The 15,492-nt window shown below is 67.1% G+C and carries 13 protein-coding genes; 7 read left to right on the top strand and 6 right to left on the bottom strand.

All coding sequences use genetic code 11. The annotated features are described in order from the left end of the window. Positions 1–13: 13 nt before the first annotated feature. From ABZ942_RS28105 to ABZ942_RS28095, 3 genes are read right to left on the bottom strand one after another with little or no spacing between them, the layout of a single operon-like run. Positions 14–835: an ABC transporter ATP-binding protein gene (locus ABZ942_RS28105; RefSeq protein WP_357387057.1), complete on the bottom strand. Its 822-nt coding sequence runs from the start codon at positions 833–835 to the stop codon at positions 14–16. Positions 836–864: 29 nt separating this feature from the next. Further along, positions 865–1,950 carry an iron chelate uptake ABC transporter family permease subunit gene (locus ABZ942_RS28100; RefSeq protein WP_357387055.1) on the bottom strand — a complete coding sequence of 362 codons (1,086 nt, stop codon included), beginning with the start codon at positions 1,948–1,950 and terminating at the stop codon, positions 865–867. Then, complete coding sequence (locus ABZ942_RS28095; RefSeq protein WP_357387053.1) at positions 1,947–2,963, bottom strand: iron chelate uptake ABC transporter family permease subunit; 1,017 nt, start codon at positions 2,961–2,963, stop codon at positions 1,947–1,949. Before ABZ942_RS28095 ends, ABZ942_RS28100 begins: the two co-directional genes overlap by 4 nt. Before the next feature lie 233 nt (positions 2,964–3,196). Between ABZ942_RS28095 and ABZ942_RS28090 the strand changes: the two genes are divergently transcribed. From ABZ942_RS28090 to ABZ942_RS28075, 4 genes are all read left to right on the top strand, one after another. After that, positions 3,197–4,990: a multicopper oxidase domain-containing protein gene (locus tag ABZ942_RS28090; protein WP_357387051.1), complete on the top strand. Its 1,794-nt coding sequence runs from the start codon at positions 3,197–3,199 to the stop codon at positions 4,988–4,990. Between the two features lie 248 nt (positions 4,991–5,238). Beyond that, a complete protein-coding gene (locus ABZ942_RS28085) occupies positions 5,239–6,378 on the top strand; it encodes an acyl-CoA dehydrogenase family protein (protein WP_357387049.1) in 1,140 nt (379 codons plus the stop codon). After that, positions 6,375–7,820, top strand: coding sequence for an MFS transporter (locus ABZ942_RS28080; protein WP_357387047.1), 1,446 nt, complete (start codon positions 6,375–6,377; stop codon positions 7,818–7,820). Before ABZ942_RS28085 ends, ABZ942_RS28080 begins: the two co-directional genes overlap by 4 nt. Further along, the gene (locus ABZ942_RS28075; RefSeq protein ID WP_357387045.1) at positions 7,817–8,815 is read left to right on the top strand and encodes an LLM class flavin-dependent oxidoreductase; all 999 of its coding nucleotides are present in this window, start codon (positions 7,817–7,819) and stop codon (positions 8,813–8,815) included. The genes ABZ942_RS28080 and ABZ942_RS28075 overlap by 4 nt, the downstream gene beginning before the upstream one ends. 15 nt (positions 8,816–8,830) lie before the next feature. Here ABZ942_RS28075 and ABZ942_RS28070 read toward each other — a convergent pair whose 3' ends face one another. Then, on the bottom strand, positions 8,831–9,346 hold the full coding sequence (locus tag ABZ942_RS28070) for an SMI1/KNR4 family protein (protein WP_357387043.1): 516 nt from the start codon (positions 9,344–9,346) through the stop codon (positions 8,831–8,833). A 448-nt stretch (positions 9,347–9,794) separates the two neighbouring features. Between ABZ942_RS28070 and ABZ942_RS28065 the strand changes: the two genes are divergently transcribed. Further along, the gene (locus ABZ942_RS28065) at positions 9,795–10,358 is read left to right on the top strand and encodes a hypothetical protein (protein ID WP_357387041.1); all 564 of its coding nucleotides are present in this window, start codon (positions 9,795–9,797) and stop codon (positions 10,356–10,358) included. A 186-nt stretch (positions 10,359–10,544) separates the two neighbouring features. On the opposite strand, the gene ABZ942_RS28060 is transcribed toward ABZ942_RS28065, so the two are convergent. After that, entirely contained in the window at positions 10,545–11,531 is a 987-nt protein-coding gene (locus tag ABZ942_RS28060) for a WYL domain-containing protein (RefSeq protein WP_357387039.1), read from the bottom strand. A gap of 112 nt (positions 11,532–11,643) precedes the next feature. Between ABZ942_RS28060 and ABZ942_RS28055 the strand changes: the two genes are divergently transcribed. Both ABZ942_RS28055 and ABZ942_RS28050 read left to right on the top strand, forming a co-directional pair. Beyond that, positions 11,644–12,111, top strand: coding sequence for a VOC family protein (locus tag ABZ942_RS28055; RefSeq protein WP_357387037.1), 468 nt, complete (start codon positions 11,644–11,646; stop codon positions 12,109–12,111). 91 nt (positions 12,112–12,202) lie between these two features. Continuing rightward, positions 12,203–13,993 carry a HEAT repeat domain-containing protein gene (locus ABZ942_RS28050; RefSeq protein ID WP_357387035.1) on the top strand — a complete coding sequence of 597 codons (1,791 nt, stop codon included), beginning with the start codon at positions 12,203–12,205 and terminating at the stop codon, positions 13,991–13,993. Positions 13,994–14,119: 126 nt separating this feature from the next. Here ABZ942_RS28050 and ABZ942_RS28045 read toward each other — a convergent pair whose 3' ends face one another. Next, positions 14,120–15,064 (bottom strand): helix-turn-helix transcriptional regulator, encoded by a 945-nt coding sequence (locus ABZ942_RS28045; RefSeq protein ID WP_357387033.1) that lies wholly within the window; start codon positions 15,062–15,064, stop codon positions 14,120–14,122. Positions 15,065–15,492: the final 428 nt, after the last annotated feature.

Raw genomic sequence — 15,492 nt, 5'->3', positions numbered from 1 at the left:
GAGTGATTCCTTTCTAAGACCGGGTAGCGGGCGCGGCGGCCCGGCCGGAGCGATGCCGGCCGATCGGCACGACCATCGGGGTGCCGGACACAGGGTCCGGGATGATCTGGGACGGCAGGCCGAAGACGTCCTCGACCAATTCCGCGGTGAGGATGTCCGAGGGCGCGCCCTCGCGGGCGATGCGGCCGGCTTTCATGGCGATGAGGTGATCGCCGTAGCGGGCGGCCAGATTGAGGTCGTGCATCACGATCACCACCGTGGTGCCGTCGGTCTTGTTGAGGTCCGCGAGCAGATCGAGCACCTCGACCTGATGGGCGATGTCGAGGAAGGTGGTCGGCTCGTCCAGCAGCATGATCGGGGTGCGCTGGGCCAGCGCCATGGCGATCCACACCCGCTGGCGCTGGCCGCCGGAGAGTTCGTCGACCGAGCGCGACGCCAGCTCGACGGTGTCGGTGACCTGCAGGGCGCGCGCTACCGCCGCGTCGTCCTCGGGTGTCCATCGGCGAAACATGCCCTGATGCGGGTAGCGACCGCGACCGACCAGGTCCGCGACCGTGATGCCTTCGGGCGCGACCGGGGACTGTGGCAGCAGGCCGAGCACCCGCGCGACGTCCTTGCTCCGCAACGACGAAATCGGCTCGCCGCCTAGGTAAACCCCGCCGTGCGCGGGTGCGAGCAGGCGCGCCAGGCCGCGCAGCAAGGTCGATTTCCCGCACGCGTTGGTGCCGACGATCATCGTCACCCGGCCCTCGGGGATGCGCACGGTGAGGTCGTGCACGATCGTCACCGGTCCATAGCCGAGCCGCAGGTGCTCGGTGTGCAGAGTTGGTGTCACGCTTTCCCTTTCAGACACGCCCAGCCCGTTCAGATTCGCCCGGCGCGGTTGGCCGCGGCGAGCAGCCACAGCAGATACGGCGCGCCGACCGCGCCGGTTACCACCCCGACCGGCAGCGAGGTGCCGAGCAGATGCTGTGCGACGAAATCGGCGATCAGCACGACCAGCGCGCCGGTGAGCGCGGCCGGGATCAATGCCGTCCGACCGCCGCCGGTCAGCCGGGTGGCGATCGGGTTCGCGACGAAGGCGACGAACACGATGGGACCGGCCACCGCCGTCGCGAAAGCCACACTCGCGGTGGCGATCAGCAGCAACAGCAGCCGGGTGAGCTCCACCCGCAGGCCGAGGCCGGCCGCGACGTCGTCACCGAGCTGCAAGCCGTTGAGCGCGGGAGCGAGCAGCGCGGCGGCGGGTATCAGCACCGCGAGCGCGATCGCCAGCGGCAATACCTGAACCCAGCTGCGGCCGTTGAGGTTTCCGATCATCCAGACCAAAGCCTGTTGGGCGAGCGCGACATCCGCCCACGTCATGAGGTACGACACCACGCTGGTCAACACCGCGCCGACACCGACACCGACCAGCACCAGGCGAAAACCGTTCACCCCGCCCCGCCGCGCGAGGCCGTAGATCACCGCGCCGGTGCCGACCGCGCCGACGAAAGCGGCCAGCGACAACGCCGTGCCGGACAGTCCGAAGACGATCAGACCGGCGACGGCGGCCGCGCTCGCACCCTGGGAAACTCCGATCACATCGGGACTGGCCAGCGGGTTTCGAAGCAATCGCTGAAACAGCGTGCCGCCCATGCCGAATGCGACACCGACCAGTGTGGCCGCGACCGCGCGCGGCAACCGCAGCTGGGTGATCACGAACTTGTCCTGCCCACCGCCGCCACCGAGCAGAATCCCCGGAACTTCGCTCAGCGGAACCGAATACGAGCCGACGGTGAGCGACAGCGCGAAAACCAGCAGCAGCGTCAGGAACAGGGCGAGCGTCACCACGCGTGCGCGAGTGCTGCCACTGCGTCGGGCGTGGGCAACGGCGGCCAGTGCGGCCGCATCGACAGAGGTCGCCTCCGTGATGCTGTGCTTTCGATTCGCTCGCTGAACCTCGCTCATGCCTCTACCAACTTGCGGCGGCGGACCAGGATGATGAGCAGCGGCCCGCCGATGACGGCGGTTACTACACCGACCTGCACCTCGGCGGGTCGGGCGATGACGCGGCCGACCACATCCGCGACCAGCAGCAGGATCGAGGCCAGCACCGCGGCGTACGGCAGGAGCCAACGGTGGTCGGGGCCGGTGATCAATCTGGCCGCGTGCGGGATCATCAGGCCGACGAAGGCGATGGGGCCGGCGATAGCCGTGGCCGCGCCGCACAGGATGACCACCGCGAGCGCGGCGATCCCGCGGGCGACCGGCACATTCTGGCCCAGTGCGCGGGCCACGTCCGCGCCGAGCGCCAGCGCGTTCAACATGCGTGCCGACAGCAGCGCGAGCACCATGCCGGCCGCGAGGAATGGCAGCGCCTGGCCGATGGTCGGCAGGTCGCGCTCGGCGAGCGACCCGACCTGCCAGAAGCGGTATTGATCGAAGGTGGTGGTGTCGGTGAGCAGCAGCCCACTGGTCACCGACTGCAAGGCGGCGGTCACCGCGGCTCCGGCGAGCGCGAGTTTCATCGGGGTGGCGCCGTCGCGGCCGAGCGAGCTGACGAAGTACACGACCGCGCCCGCCACCGCGGCGCCCGCGAAGCCGAACCACACGTAACTGGTCACCGAGCTCAGACCGAGCACACTGATCCCGAGCACGACGAACAAGGCCGCGCCCGCGTTGACCCCGAGCAGTCCCGGGTCGGCGAGCGGGTTTCGCGTCGCGCCCTGGATGATCGATCCGGCCAGTCCCAGCGCGATGCCGACCAGCACGCCGATCATCGTGCGCGGCAGCCGCAGATCGCGCACGACGGCGTGATCGACGTCGGCGGGGTTGTAGTGGAACAGGGCGTCCACCACGGTCGGGAACGTCAACGCGCGCGAGCCGACGGCGATGCTCAGCAGCACCGCGAACGCGAGCACTGCGAGTAGCAGCACCAGCCCCATTGCGAGCGGGAGCGTCCGGTTGCGGGCGCGATCCATGTGTTTCGGTGACCTTCGGTTGCAATCAATACGGATTGCCTACCCTAATTCATCACCGGCCGGTGGTTTGCGCCGCAATCTGTCTCGCCACCGGTGCACTCGCCGAACACTCGCGTCGAGCCCCGGAAAGCCCACCGACGGCAGGTACGCTACCCAGCGACAACCATCAGCTTTGCGGCTTGAAGGGGCGTCGAATGGTCACTCGCAGGGCGATGTTGTGGATGGTTGCGAGTATGGCCACCGCAGGGGCGATGGTGGGTCGACCCGCCCGCGTCGCTCTCGCCGAACCGCCGGTATTTCCCATTCCACCCGCGCCGATCCCCATCCCGGACCTGCCGGCACCGCCGGTGAACCCGACGGGATTCCACTCACCGCCGATCCGCCCGTTCCTCGACCCGTTGCCCATTCCGGAGGTCCGATCCGCCGACGGCACGCTGACAGCACGGTCGGGCGCGCATCGATTCCATCGGGACCTGCCGCCCTCACAGACGCTGGGTTACGACCAGAATCACCTCGGTCCGGTCCTCGAAGCGCGGTCCGGCGAGAAGTCCGAGTTGACCATTCACCACAGCATCGGTCCACACCCGCTCGCCGACGACATCGACACCACCATGCAACACGCGACGGAATACGACCGAGCCGACCCGCGAATGACGGTGCACCTACACGGGGCGCCCACCGCACCCGCCTCCGATGGCCATCCAATGGCGAACTGGCGCAAGGGCGGAACCCAGCACAACACCTACGACAATCGCCAGGAAGCCGCAACGCTGTGGTATCACGATCACACCATGGGAATCACCCGGCTCAACGTCTACGCGGGCCTGGCCGGACCGTATCTGGTCCGCGATCAATGGGATACCGGCCGAGCCGACAACCCGCTCGGCTTACCCGCCGGGGAGTTCGAGGTACCGCTGCTGATTCAGGATCGCACCTTCAACGCCGATGGCTCGCTCCAAGCACGCTCGACATTCCTACTGCCGCAAGGCTATAACCAATCAGCCACCTTCGGTGACGTGGCCTGCGTCAACGGCATCGCCTGGCCGACAATGACAGTCGCGCGCGGCCGCTACCGGTTCCGGATCGTGCAAGGCTCCAACGGTCGCACCTATCGGTTCAGGTTCTCCAACAACATGCCGTTCTTCGTGATCGGCACCGATCAGGGACTGCTGGACGCGCCGGTGCGGACGGCCTCGATAAGGCTGGGCGCCGGTGAAAGAGCCGACATCCTGGTCGATTTCAGCGAGTTCTCGGCAGGCGAGTCTGTCGAACTGTGCAACGACGAACCCAATGCGATCGGCAACGCGATCTTCTTGATTCCGGCGCTACCCACCATCATCCGATTCACCGCGGGCGCGAGTAGGGGCCACTACGGGCCGGTACCGACTCGATTACGCGGCGACACCGGACTACCGCCAAGACTGCCGAAACTCGCTGAGCCGGAACGTGTTCGGACGATGACCCTGCTGACCCACCTCGACACCGCACGCCCCGGAGCGGTGCTGCCCGGCATGCTTAGCCTGAACAACCTCCCCTTCACCACCGACGATGTGGAAAAGATCCGGCCCGGCACCGTCGAACGATGGGACCTGGTCAATACCACCGTCATCGAACATCCGATTCACCTGCACCTGGCCAAGTTTCGCGTTCTGGGCAGGCAACCGTTCTGGGCCGGCGGCTATCTGGCGGCGCATCTTCCGATCCCGAAGTTCGGTACCCGCTGGAATCCCTCCGCCGACCGCTTCGTCACCGCGCCTCAGCAAGCACCGGAGTCGTGGGAGTCCGGTTGGAAAGACACCGTGCTCGCGCCGACGGACCACATCACGCGAATCCTGGTGTACTGGCCCACAATCGAGGAGCTCGGCTTCGACCCCGATCTGCCGTTCCGCGCACCCGTCGATCACGCGATGCATGGGCGCCACAATGCCGCGGACGGACCGACGCTGCGGGGATACGTCTGGCACTGCCACATCCTCGACCATGAGGACCACGACATGATGCTCCCATTCCGGCTCACCGACAGCTGAGGTCGGCTGCCGCGTGCTCCGGCACAGACCGAAGGCCTTGCGCACCAACGACGCCCGCTGCCTCAGCTGCGCCGGTCGACGCAAGCCGTGCTTCGAGTTATCGACTCATGCCGCGAACTTACTCCCAAATTACGTGCCGTCGAACAACGGTATGTACCGTTAAATGACGGCATATCGAGTGCCGGTCGAGAACCAGGTCGGGTGCTGTCCGCCCAGGTGGCACCGGCTTTTTCGCGATGGAGTGCGTGATGACCACATTCAGTACACCTCCCGTCGATGCCGGAACCGTGGCGGTGGCGGAGCTATGCCAGGCCGCGCAGGCGCACCGAGAGTATGGCGAGCGGCACGGGACGTTGCATCCGGAGGTGTGGCAGGAGCTGGTGGAGTCCGCACTGCCGCGGGCCACGCTGCCGAGACAGTTCGGCGGCCTGGAATGGTCGGCGCCACAACTGCTGGCGGCGGTGCGCGAGATATCCGCCGCCGATCCGGCCGCCGGGTGGGTGGCGGCGATCCACGGTCCGGCCGGGGCGTTTCTGTCCCGCCTCGACCCGTCCGTGACGCAGGACTTCGCCGACCGCCGTCTGGTGGTCGGCGGTTCCTCGGTGCCCGTCGGCACCGCCGTCCGGCACGGCGAGCGGGTCCGGCTACAGGGCTGCTGGCCGCTGGTCACGGGTGCGCCGTCGATGACCCTGGCGGCGCTGGCGGCGCCCATGACCGGACCCGACGGGGTCTCGGTCCCCCGCTGGTGGCTCGTCCCGTCCACGGCGTTGAACATCGAGAACGATTGGGACGCATTGGGTTTGCGCGGTAGCGCGTCCTACACTCTCAGCTGCGACACCGAGGTGCCGCTCGCGCACGGCATCGACCTGACCGGGCCGCCGGTCATCGATACACCGATCTTCCGATACCCGCTCTACGCTCTGCTGGCCGGTTGCATCGCGGAGGTCGCGCGGGCCACCGCCGACCGCGCGCTCGCCGCCTTCGCGGAACTGGCCGATGCCACCCGCACTCGCTACGGGTCCGGACCGCTGGCCCAGCAGCCCGTCGCGCAGGCGGCGTATGGCCGGGCGCACGGACGAGTGCAGGCCGCGGCGGCGTTCCTCGACAGTGCGACACAGGTTGCCTGGTCCGACGCTACGGTCGGCGAGGTTCCCACCGAGCAGGTGGCGCTGCTGCGCTCGGCCTGCTGTCAGATGGTCGATACCGCGGAGCAGGTGTGCCGCGAATTGTTCGATGCCGCAGGCTCGGCGGCGATCCACCGGCGCAACGGGCTGGAGGGCTGCTGGCGCGACGCGGTGGTGATCTCCCGCCACGCGTTGGTCGCCGCTCGCGGGCGGCAGCTCGTCGGGGCTCATCACCTCACCTCGGCGGCGGCGAAGGATCTGTGACTTTGCGGGACGAGCCGGCGATGCTCTTCCCCCGCGCCGTTTCGTCCGGTCGCGAGGCGATGCCCTGCGCTGACCGCCCAGCGCACGAACCGTCGGTTTGGCCGCTGGTCGCGCTGTGCCTCGGCTTCGCCCTGGTCACCTTCGACAACACCATCGTCACGGTGGGGTTGCCGCAGCTGCAGGAGCAGCTCGGTATCGGTGCCGGGCTGGCGCCGTGGATCGTCGACTGCTACGTCCTGGCCTTCACGGCATTGCTGCTCACCGGCGGCGCACTCGCCGACCGGTGGGGTGCGCGGCGGATGTATCTGAACGGGGCCGGGTTGATCGCCGTGGGGTCGGCGCTGTGTGCGGTCGCCGACTCGGCGGGACTGCTCATCGTCGGCCGGGCGCTGCAGGGGGTCGGTGCGGCGGCGGTGATGCCCGGTTCCCTGTCGTTGCTCAAAGCCGGTTATGTGGACGATCGCCGTCGGGCTCGCGCGGTCGTCATCTGGGCGACGGTCGGCAGTACCGCTGCGGTGGCGGGACTGGTGTGCAGTGGTGTGCTCGTTTCCGCCTTCGGATGGCGAAGTCTGTTCTGGGCCAACCTGATTCTGGCCTTCGGCACGCTGATGCTGTCCAGGCGGTTTCTCCGCGAGACGCCCATCGTGCGCAACCGTTTGAATCTGCTGGGCCAAGGTGTGTTCCTGGCGGCGCTGACGGCGTTCGTGGCGGGGGTGATCGAGTGGGGAGCGGCGCCGGACTCGGCCGCCGGGCCGGTGCTCGTAGCGGTCGGCGTACTGCTCGCGGTGGGCTTCATCGCGGTCGAACGTCGTTACCCCAACCCCGCACTGCAGCTGTCCCTGCTGCGTCATCCGGAGGCGCGCGCAACCGCACTGGTGGCGTTCGTGGTCAACTTCGGTTTCTACGGGCAGCTCTTTCTGATCGCCGGATTTCTCCAGCGGGTCGCTGAATTATCGCCCCTGCGAACCAGTTTCGTGATCACGGTGGAGGCCGTCGGGGCGGTGTTCGGTTCGACGTGCGGCAGTTGGATCGCACGACGATCGTCGAACAACACCGCCATGCTGACCGGCTTGCTGGTCATCGCGGGCGCATTCCTCGCCATGGCGGTCGGCGTGTGGTCGCCCGCGCTGGGGCTGATCGTCGGGGCGTCGTTCTTCGTCGGTCTCGGCATCGACATCGCGATCACGTCGGCGACCGCGGATCTGCTCCGCGTCACCGCCACCGGCCACGCCGGGGCGGCATCGGCGCTGCTGACGATGGCCCGGCAGATCGGCAGCGTGCTCGGCGTTGCCGTGCTCGGCATGTTCGGCCCGTCGGCGACCGGCTTCGGGCGGGCGCTGATCATTGCCGCGCTGGGCTGCCTCGGTGCCGCATACCTCGTTCGGCACGCCCGTGCGCGAGAAGCATTGCCCGCCCACGACTTTCGGAAAGCACAGAGATGAAGACATCGATTCGCGTCAACAACGACCTGTCCTACGAAGAACTCCTGCAGCTGGCTTCGGCCGCCGAAACCGCAGGCGTGGACCAACTCTGGATATCGCACGATCTGCTGCTGCGCTCCGCTCCCGTGCTGCTCGGCGCTCTCGCCGTGCGTACCGAGCGCATCCAACTCGGCGTCGGCATCATGAATCCGTACACGGTGCACACCACCGAGATCGCGATGGTCGCAGCCACCGCCCAGGAGGTCTCCGGCGGCAGATTCGCCCTCGGGGTGGCCGCCGGGGCGACCGACTTTCTCGGCTGGGCCGGTCTGGAGCGACGTCGACCGATGACAACAGTGCGGCAGTCGGTAACGGCTCTGCGGGCACTGCTCGGGCACTCCGACATATCGGAAGACGATTTGCCGGACTGGTGGGGCGAGTCGTCCGCGCTCCGCTTCCCGCTGACCAGCCCGGTACCCGTGTACATCGGCGCGACGGGACCACAGATGCGGCGACTGTCCGGCCAAATCGCCGACGGCGCGCTCCCCCTGCTCCCCCGCCCGGATATGTTCGGCAAGATCAGCGACGATATCCACGCCGGCCTGCGCGACGCCGACCGTGACGTCGAGGCGTTCGATCTACCGGCGTGCATCTGGGTATCCGTCGGCGAGCGCGATGCCGCGCGTCGGGCACTCGCCGAGAAACTCGCCTATTACGGCCAGTCCTTCTCCCCAGATCACCTGGCCCCGGCCAGTTTACAACCTTCCGACTTCCACGCGGCCGGAAGATACGCTCGCGCAGGGGATCTCGGAAAGGCCGTGGAATTCATCGATGACCGCATGATGAGCTTGGCCGTCGTCGGGTCCCCCGACGAGGTGATCGAGGGTTGCCTCCAACTACACCAGCTCGGCGCCCACCACATCTCCTTCGGCCCGCCACTCGGCCCCAATCCCCTTACCGCACTTGCAGAACTGGGCCGCACCGTCATCCCAGCCCTGCGTTCGGTTCATCGGTAGCAGAAGCGCTCGCGATCAGCTGTTCAAGCCGATGGCGATACCTCGAGCCTCCCTCTCGGCCCAGGCATAAATGTTGTCGAAGGGCGTGTCTTCGCCGGACTGGCAGTCATAGCACCGGCTGGAAGGTTCCCGAGCCGAAGTGGGGAACGCCGCGACGATGAAGCGCGACGAGGCGTTGGAGTGCGCGATCAGGACGAAGGCATGGCCGTCGGGAGCCTTGGCGGCCGCACGACCTTCGCTGGCGAAGTATTCGGCGATGGCGTCGGTGTTGGTGACCCACAGCTCGCCCGCACCGAGATCGCCGGTGCCGTAGAAGTGACTGCTGCCGAATACCGGCCAGCCGTCGCAGGTACGCAGTAGATCACGGTAGGCATCGTCGAAAAAGACGCCCAGTCGTTGCTCGGCGGCGGCGATATCCGCATCGGTCGCCGGTGGGTTCGGTGGTGCCGACCGCCAGGGTGCGCCGCTCAGCGTGGCCGCGCGTTCTTGCAATTCAGCCGTGGTTGTGACGAGCTGGCTCCAGTTCCGCACTCTGCCTCCTCAGCCTCGCGTTGTCGGTGCGCATGACGCAAGAACCGGACCTCCTCCGGTCTGCCTGCGCGCCACCGGAATTCGCGTCAATACCGCAAGCAGTTCCCCAGTCAAATCCCCAGTCAGTCTACTTTATCTGCGCTGTGCATCATGCACATAATCGTTGTACCGAATCAGAAGCATCCGAATTTCGGATGGTTGGTTTGTTACTTCACTGCTCGCTGTCACGTACGGCTGATTGCGGTCGTTCGTGCGCCCGAAAAGATTCTGAGGAACGGCGATGAAATCGCATTCGGCAACATTTGTTCGTATATCCACGATCTCGGCTCTTGTCTCGCTGGCACTTGCGCCCGCTGCGCTACTGGCCGGGCCTGCCTCGGCGGACCCGGTGACCGTCAATTTCAAGTGTCAGGCGCGGCCGCCGATCGGCGCCCCACAAGAATCAACGATGACCATGCAGGTCAGCGGCTCGGCACCGGCTACGACGCCGCCCGGTTCCGCGGTCGCCATCACGCTGACCTCCGGCCAGGGGCAGATTCCCAGTAATCAAGGGGGATACAAGATTAATTACGTTCGGGATCTGACACTGATCGCTCCGTTCCCGACCAACTCCACCTACGTTTCCTCGTCCCTGACCGGCGGCACCGTCAATGCCACGATCGACACCAGCGGCGGCCATGCCGCGATCAAGGTGACCAACCGGCTCACCGGTGGTTCGACGTTCACATTGCCCACGATCGGCGTGAACGTGACGGCCGGCAACTCCGGCTCGATCACGACCACGCTGGCCGGCACCAGCTACACCGATCCGGGCCTGACAATGACCGTCAACGCGCAGGCAGGCCCCTTCGCAGTGAACGTTCCGGTCTCGTGCTACCCATCCCCGGCGCCGATCTTCACGACGACCGTGATCGGATCCGGCAAGGCGACGCAAGCACCCCAGCCCGCCGAACCCAGCGCGCCCGGCGCCTTCACGCTGCTCCCGAATCTCGGGTTAGGCCAGACGAAGTAAGCACCGCCAGATGACGTGCGGTATCGATTTACCACACATCGATACCGCACCTGGAAATAGGTTCGACCAGAGCGCGTTGAATGCCAACACAATTGGGCTTACCGTACCCGATATCGAGCCGGTTACCCGTAGACAAAAATGCTCTGCGAGTCCCTTCGAATTCGCAATCTGGTGAATGCCAGCGCCCTATTCGATTCCCGCCGCGCGGCTAGCACGGCGGGATAGTTCGGCGAACGCCGCGCGCAGTTCCGGCGGTGCGATCACCTCGATCTCGGTATCGAAGCGGGCCAACGCCGCGGCGAGAGCGGCCCACGACCAGGACCCGGTAGTCAACCTGGTCCGGCCGGTGGCAAGTTCCTCGACGACGCCGTCGCCCGCGAACGGAACCACCTGTGCCGCAGGCAAATCGAGGATTACCTCGCCACGGCAGGGCCAGGCGTCCGCGGCCTCGGAACCCTTGAACTGGGCCGAGAGGAAAACGGCCACGTCGCCGCCCGGCACTTCGCGCGGCGGGAATCGCGGTCCGTTCGGCACACGCGGCGTCATCCGGTCGGCGCGGTAGATCCGCCAGTCCGCGCGTTCGGGATCCCAGCCGACCAGATACCAGCGTCCGGTCCGGACCACGAGGTGGTGTGGCTGAACCCGGCGGGGCGGTCGCTCGGTGTCTTCGGGACGTCCCGGCGAACGGTAGTCGAACCGCAGTTCCTCCCCCGCGCGGACGGCGGCGCTCAGTGTGAGCAGGACACCGGTGTCGACCTGCGGCTCGGCACCGCGTCCGGCCGCGCTGATTTCCAGTGCGTCGACGCGCTGCCGCAACCGGGTCGGCAAGACCTGCCGCACGGTGGCCAGCGCCCGCGCGGCCGCCTCCTCGATGCCCGCGCCCGTCCCGACGGCGATCCGCAACGCCACCGCGAGCGCGACCGCCTGGTCCTCGTCGAACAGCAACGGCGGCACGTTATGGCCCGCTTCGAGCCGGTATCCGCCATCGGGTCCTTTGACCGCTTGGACGGGGTAACCGAGCTCGCGGAGCCGGTCGACGTCGCGGCGCACCGTCCGGTCGCTGACCCCCAACCGCTGGGCGAGCAGGCCGCCCGGCCAGTCGCGACGGGCCTGCAGCAGGGACAGGAGCGACAGCAGTCTGCTGGAGGTGGTCGTGGACGAAGCGAGTGGCATGTCTCCAGGCTGCCACGAGTAGCGGACGTTCCCTGACCGGTACTAGTGACACCGTGGGATTTGTCGCCGGAGGCCTCCGGCCACGAACCCACGCGCAAAGGACCGAAACACTATGTCGCTCAACGCTGTCGCCCATCTGAACTTCCACGGCCAGGCCCGCGAAGCCCTCGAGTTCTACCAGTCGGTGTTCGGCGGGCAGCTCACCATCGCCACCTATTCCGACTTCGGGATGCCCGCCGAACTGCCCGGCGCGACGAACGTGGTGTTCGGCCAGGTCGTCGCCGACAACGGCTTCCGGGTGATGGCCTACGACGTGCCCGGCCAGGACGCACCCACCGTGCCGTCCGTGCCCACCACGCGCCGCGAGAACGGCACCACGATCACCGAGGAGCGGTTCTTCCTCTCCGTCCGCGGCGCGAGCGTCGACGAGGTCACCCCGGTGTGGGCGGGCCTGGCCAAGGACGCGACCGTGATCGAGCCGTTCGGCCCCGCCCAGTGGGCGCCCGCCTTCGGGATGCTGGCCGACCGCTTCGGCGTCACCTGGATCGTCGACGTCGCGGCCGAGTACACCCACGCCTGACCCTTCTCAGGTGAGGTGCGGCCTGCTTCGGCCGCACCTCACCACACCCATAACGCCGCGCATTCCGCGAAATCGGGTTGAATGGGAACTTGTGGACGACAGGGGAATACGGCGCATCGCGGCGCGCGTCTACGAGGGCTGGCTGTGGTACGACGAACAACTGTTGTTGGCGTACGTCGAGCGAGTTGCCAACGGAGCCTGCGCAATCAGCCGAACTGGCGGGACCACGGTCAGGTGGGCGGCCTGGTTGTCGGCGGCCCCGACCGCCGGAGTTCCTGCGGCACAGTTGCTGCGTTGGGGGGTCCCACCCAGCGTGGTCGAAATTGTGGAAATACTGCAACAGCGGCCCGAGGAGCTACCGCTCGAATACATCGAGAGGATCTCCGTCCGGCGTGCAGCAGCGGTGATCCGTTTTGTGGAGTTGACGGAGTTGGCCAGCGCCGCACCCTTTCGATATCGGCACTGGCGTGACGCCCACCGACTGCTCGGCGAGAAGCTGGGACTGCCGCCGTTGCCGGACGCGCCCGCCCCGGCACTTGCGAGCGCACCGACCGACCCGGCCGAGCATTGGCACGAGTTCGCCGGACAGGTTGCGGCTCAACGAGATCCGCGGATTCTCGACCAGCTGCTCACTGGCTACCAGACCGAACTTCGCCACTGCTGCCATGCGGCGATCCGCGGCGCCATCTACGCCGCCAGCAGTGCGTCGCATGCCGCCGGACTCGCCGCCAAATGGTGGGATTCGCAAGACCATTGGGAGGCGATGGTTGCGACAAGAGCGACCACCGATGCCGACCGCCTCCGAATCCGGCTCGCCGACGAGCGCCCCGGGGTGGTGGCGGCCGCGATCACCGGGTTGCCACCGGCCGGCGCGAAGCCCGCCGAGGTCGCCGTTCTCGGACAGATATTGCGGCGCTCCGAGCCGCACTGGCGCTGGTGCCGCCTCGCGGCCGCGCGCAGGCTGCGCACAATCGGCGGACCCGCTGCCGAGGAGGCCCTGCGCGACCGCTTCCTGTCGCCGCTCGACCCGCCGTGGCGCGAGGATCCGCAATGGCTGGCGACCTACGGCGCGGCGCACATTCCGGCTCTCATCGCGAATCTCGATGAGCCCGAATGGTGGTACGAGGCACCGTATGCGCTCGGCAAACTCCGCGCGACAGCGGCCGAACCCGCGATCTGCCTGCGACTGCGCGCCCACCCGGATTGGACGCCCGGGATCGACGCCCTGGGCAGGATCGGTTCCGCCGCAGCGATCGAGACGCTGACGAAGACGGCCACCGACGGGCCAACCGACGCCCGCGATCACAGCCTGCGCGCACTCACCCGGATCGACACCACAGCGGCGGTGCAGGCCGCGATCGTCGCCATGGACGATAGCGACCCGATAGTCCGTGACCGGGCCGCCCGAATCCTGGTGCGGCACGGCGACCAGCGTGCCCTCGCGGCACTGATCCGGCTGTGCGACACGCGGCATGCCGTGGCTGCCGCACGGGCGCTGGGCCGTATCGCCGATCCGCGCGCCGAGCCGACCCTGTGGTTGCTCTTCAGTACCGGTGCACAGCGGGTCCGCAGTGCGGCCGGCCGTGCCCTCGCCGCCATGACCGGACCGCTGCGATTCCCCGACCATGCCGCACGAGACGCCGACCCCGGACTGCGCCGCGCCTTCATCCGACTGCTCGGCCACCGGCGCGAATGGGCCTTCCCGCACACCATCGAACGTTCGGCACAAGATTTCGACCCCAAGGTCCGATCGGCCACGGCGCACTTGATCGCGACCCTCGGCCTCCACACCCAACGCGCGGTACTCGACCGGCTACTCGACGATCCAGATCCCCGGGTGCGGACCGCAGCCGCCAAGGCGGTGGGTCGACTCGACAGCTGACTGACCAGCTGGATGACGTCACCATCCGGCTGTCACCGTGGGAGAGCCAGCGAACACATCGCCCGCCCGAACCACCGGCCACTAACTATGAGGAGTAGGCAGCGCGGAGTACTCGATTGTCGAGTTTTACATCCCGTCCGAACAGTGCATATCCGGGGCTATCCGGCGGAGCATGATGCCAAGCCATTCGGAGTGCTGGAATTCCGGAGGTAGGGCAACGACCCCGGCTGTGGCCTCTCTTACGGCTTCTGACTCGCGGCCGAGCAATGACAGCACGACGCCACGTTGTACGGCCCAGAACCCCTCTATGTACCAATACCCATGTCGAGGCAGGTCAAGCTCATCGGTGGATTCCGCCGCCTTATCTGCCTTGTGGAGCGCTCGGACGGCCCCGGTGCGATCACCTTCTGCTGCAAGCAATTCGGCCTGCTGATAGCGGTCATAGGCACCGAGCACCGGGTGTGCTCTCGGTACCCGGATCGCGGCGTCGGTCACGTCGAGCGCCCGTGCCGTGTCCCCGCGATGCCAGGCCGTATACGCGAGGAACGACAAGGCATGTTCGATCAGGGAAGCATCCCCAGATTCTTCGGCGAGTTGCACCGCATCGGTGAGTGCCTTGTCGGCAAGTACGAAGTTGTCCCCGACGTGTTCGAGCCACCCCCGATAGGTAGCAACCTCAGAGGCCAAAGCGGCTCCGCCAGCAGACACCAAAGACCTTGCTGCGCCGTCCATTCCGCGAACCGCCGGGATGACCAGGGCTGTCCCGATCTGGTCTTCGAGACGCCGGGTCCGTTCGAGGATCACCGAGATGTCTTCTAGCGCTGAGCCTCCCGCTGATGACGGATCGGCCATCGTCGCGGTGAGGCGGTCCACGTCCAACGTTGGATCGCTACCGAGCACTTCGCGGTACGCCGCGACCACTGCCGCAGGAACAGGTCGCTTGCCGTTCTCGATCTCGGAGAGGTAGCTGGGGCTGTAGTGGGTCTTCCCAGACATCTGCCGCAGGCCGACGCCGGCCACCACTCGCAACTCCCGAAGCAGATGGCCGGTCACGTCCGATTCTGCGAACACATGCGAACACTAACCCGGTTCTATTGGGGACGCATCGAGGTCAGGGTTATCTCATGCCCCGGCTCTGGCCGAAGCTTCCAGAGGCCGGGCGCACCTAAGCCGTAGTCGACGCAGGGGACTGACGGAATTCGCGTATGTGACTCGGACTGAGCTTTACCCCTTTACCGTCTGTTCCAGAAATGATGTGTCCTCGTCAAACTCAGCGGTCGGCGCCTCAGTTCGAGTCCCCCCTCCGCAGCGCTGGTGTCGGGACATACGGTGGCCTCCGTGGAGCTGCTGCCGAGGGCCCGCCGGGCGATAGCGGCAATGATGAGGGCAGTGTCCTGGCCCGCTTCAGCGTCACTCCCGGCGACACTCGTCTGGTCACTGATGCCCGGATAAATAGCCACCTGCGTTAAGCCGTCGGCTGTCACGGCCCACAACCCTGA

It is taken from the genome of Nocardia sp. NPDC046473 (assembly GCF_040645995.1).
In the GTDB taxonomy this organism is placed as follows: Bacteria; Actinomycetota; Actinomycetes; order Mycobacteriales; family Mycobacteriaceae; genus Nocardia.
Note: the sequence above shows the minus strand (reverse complement) of the source record. Positions and strands in the feature narration are given on the sequence as shown.

Excerpts from the sequence above, each read along its gene's own strand:
- ABZ942_RS28065 (WP_357387041.1), top strand. The coding sequence starts at position 9,795 with ATGACCATGCAGGTCAGCGGCTCGGCACCGGCTACGACGCCGCCCGGT.
- ABZ942_RS28055 (WP_357387037.1), top strand. The coding sequence starts at position 11,644 with ATGTCGCTCAACGCTGTCGCCCATCTGAACTTCCACGGCCAGGCCCGC.
- ABZ942_RS28100 (WP_357387055.1), bottom strand. The coding sequence starts at position 1,950 with ATGAGCGAGGTTCAGCGAGCGAATCGAAAGCACAGCATCACGGAGGCG.
- ABZ942_RS28060 (WP_357387039.1), bottom strand. The coding sequence starts at position 11,531 with ATGCCACTCGCTTCGTCCACGACCACCTCCAGCAGACTGCTGTCGCTC.
- ABZ942_RS28075 (WP_357387045.1), top strand. The coding sequence starts at position 7,817 with ATGAAGACATCGATTCGCGTCAACAACGACCTGTCCTACGAAGAACTC.
- ABZ942_RS28085 (WP_357387049.1), top strand. The coding sequence starts at position 5,239 with ATGACCACATTCAGTACACCTCCCGTCGATGCCGGAACCGTGGCGGTG.
- ABZ942_RS28095 (WP_357387053.1), bottom strand. The coding sequence starts at position 2,963 with ATGGATCGCGCCCGCAACCGGACGCTCCCGCTCGCAATGGGGCTGGTG.
- ABZ942_RS28090 (WP_357387051.1), top strand. The coding sequence starts at position 3,197 with ATGGCCACCGCAGGGGCGATGGTGGGTCGACCCGCCCGCGTCGCTCTC.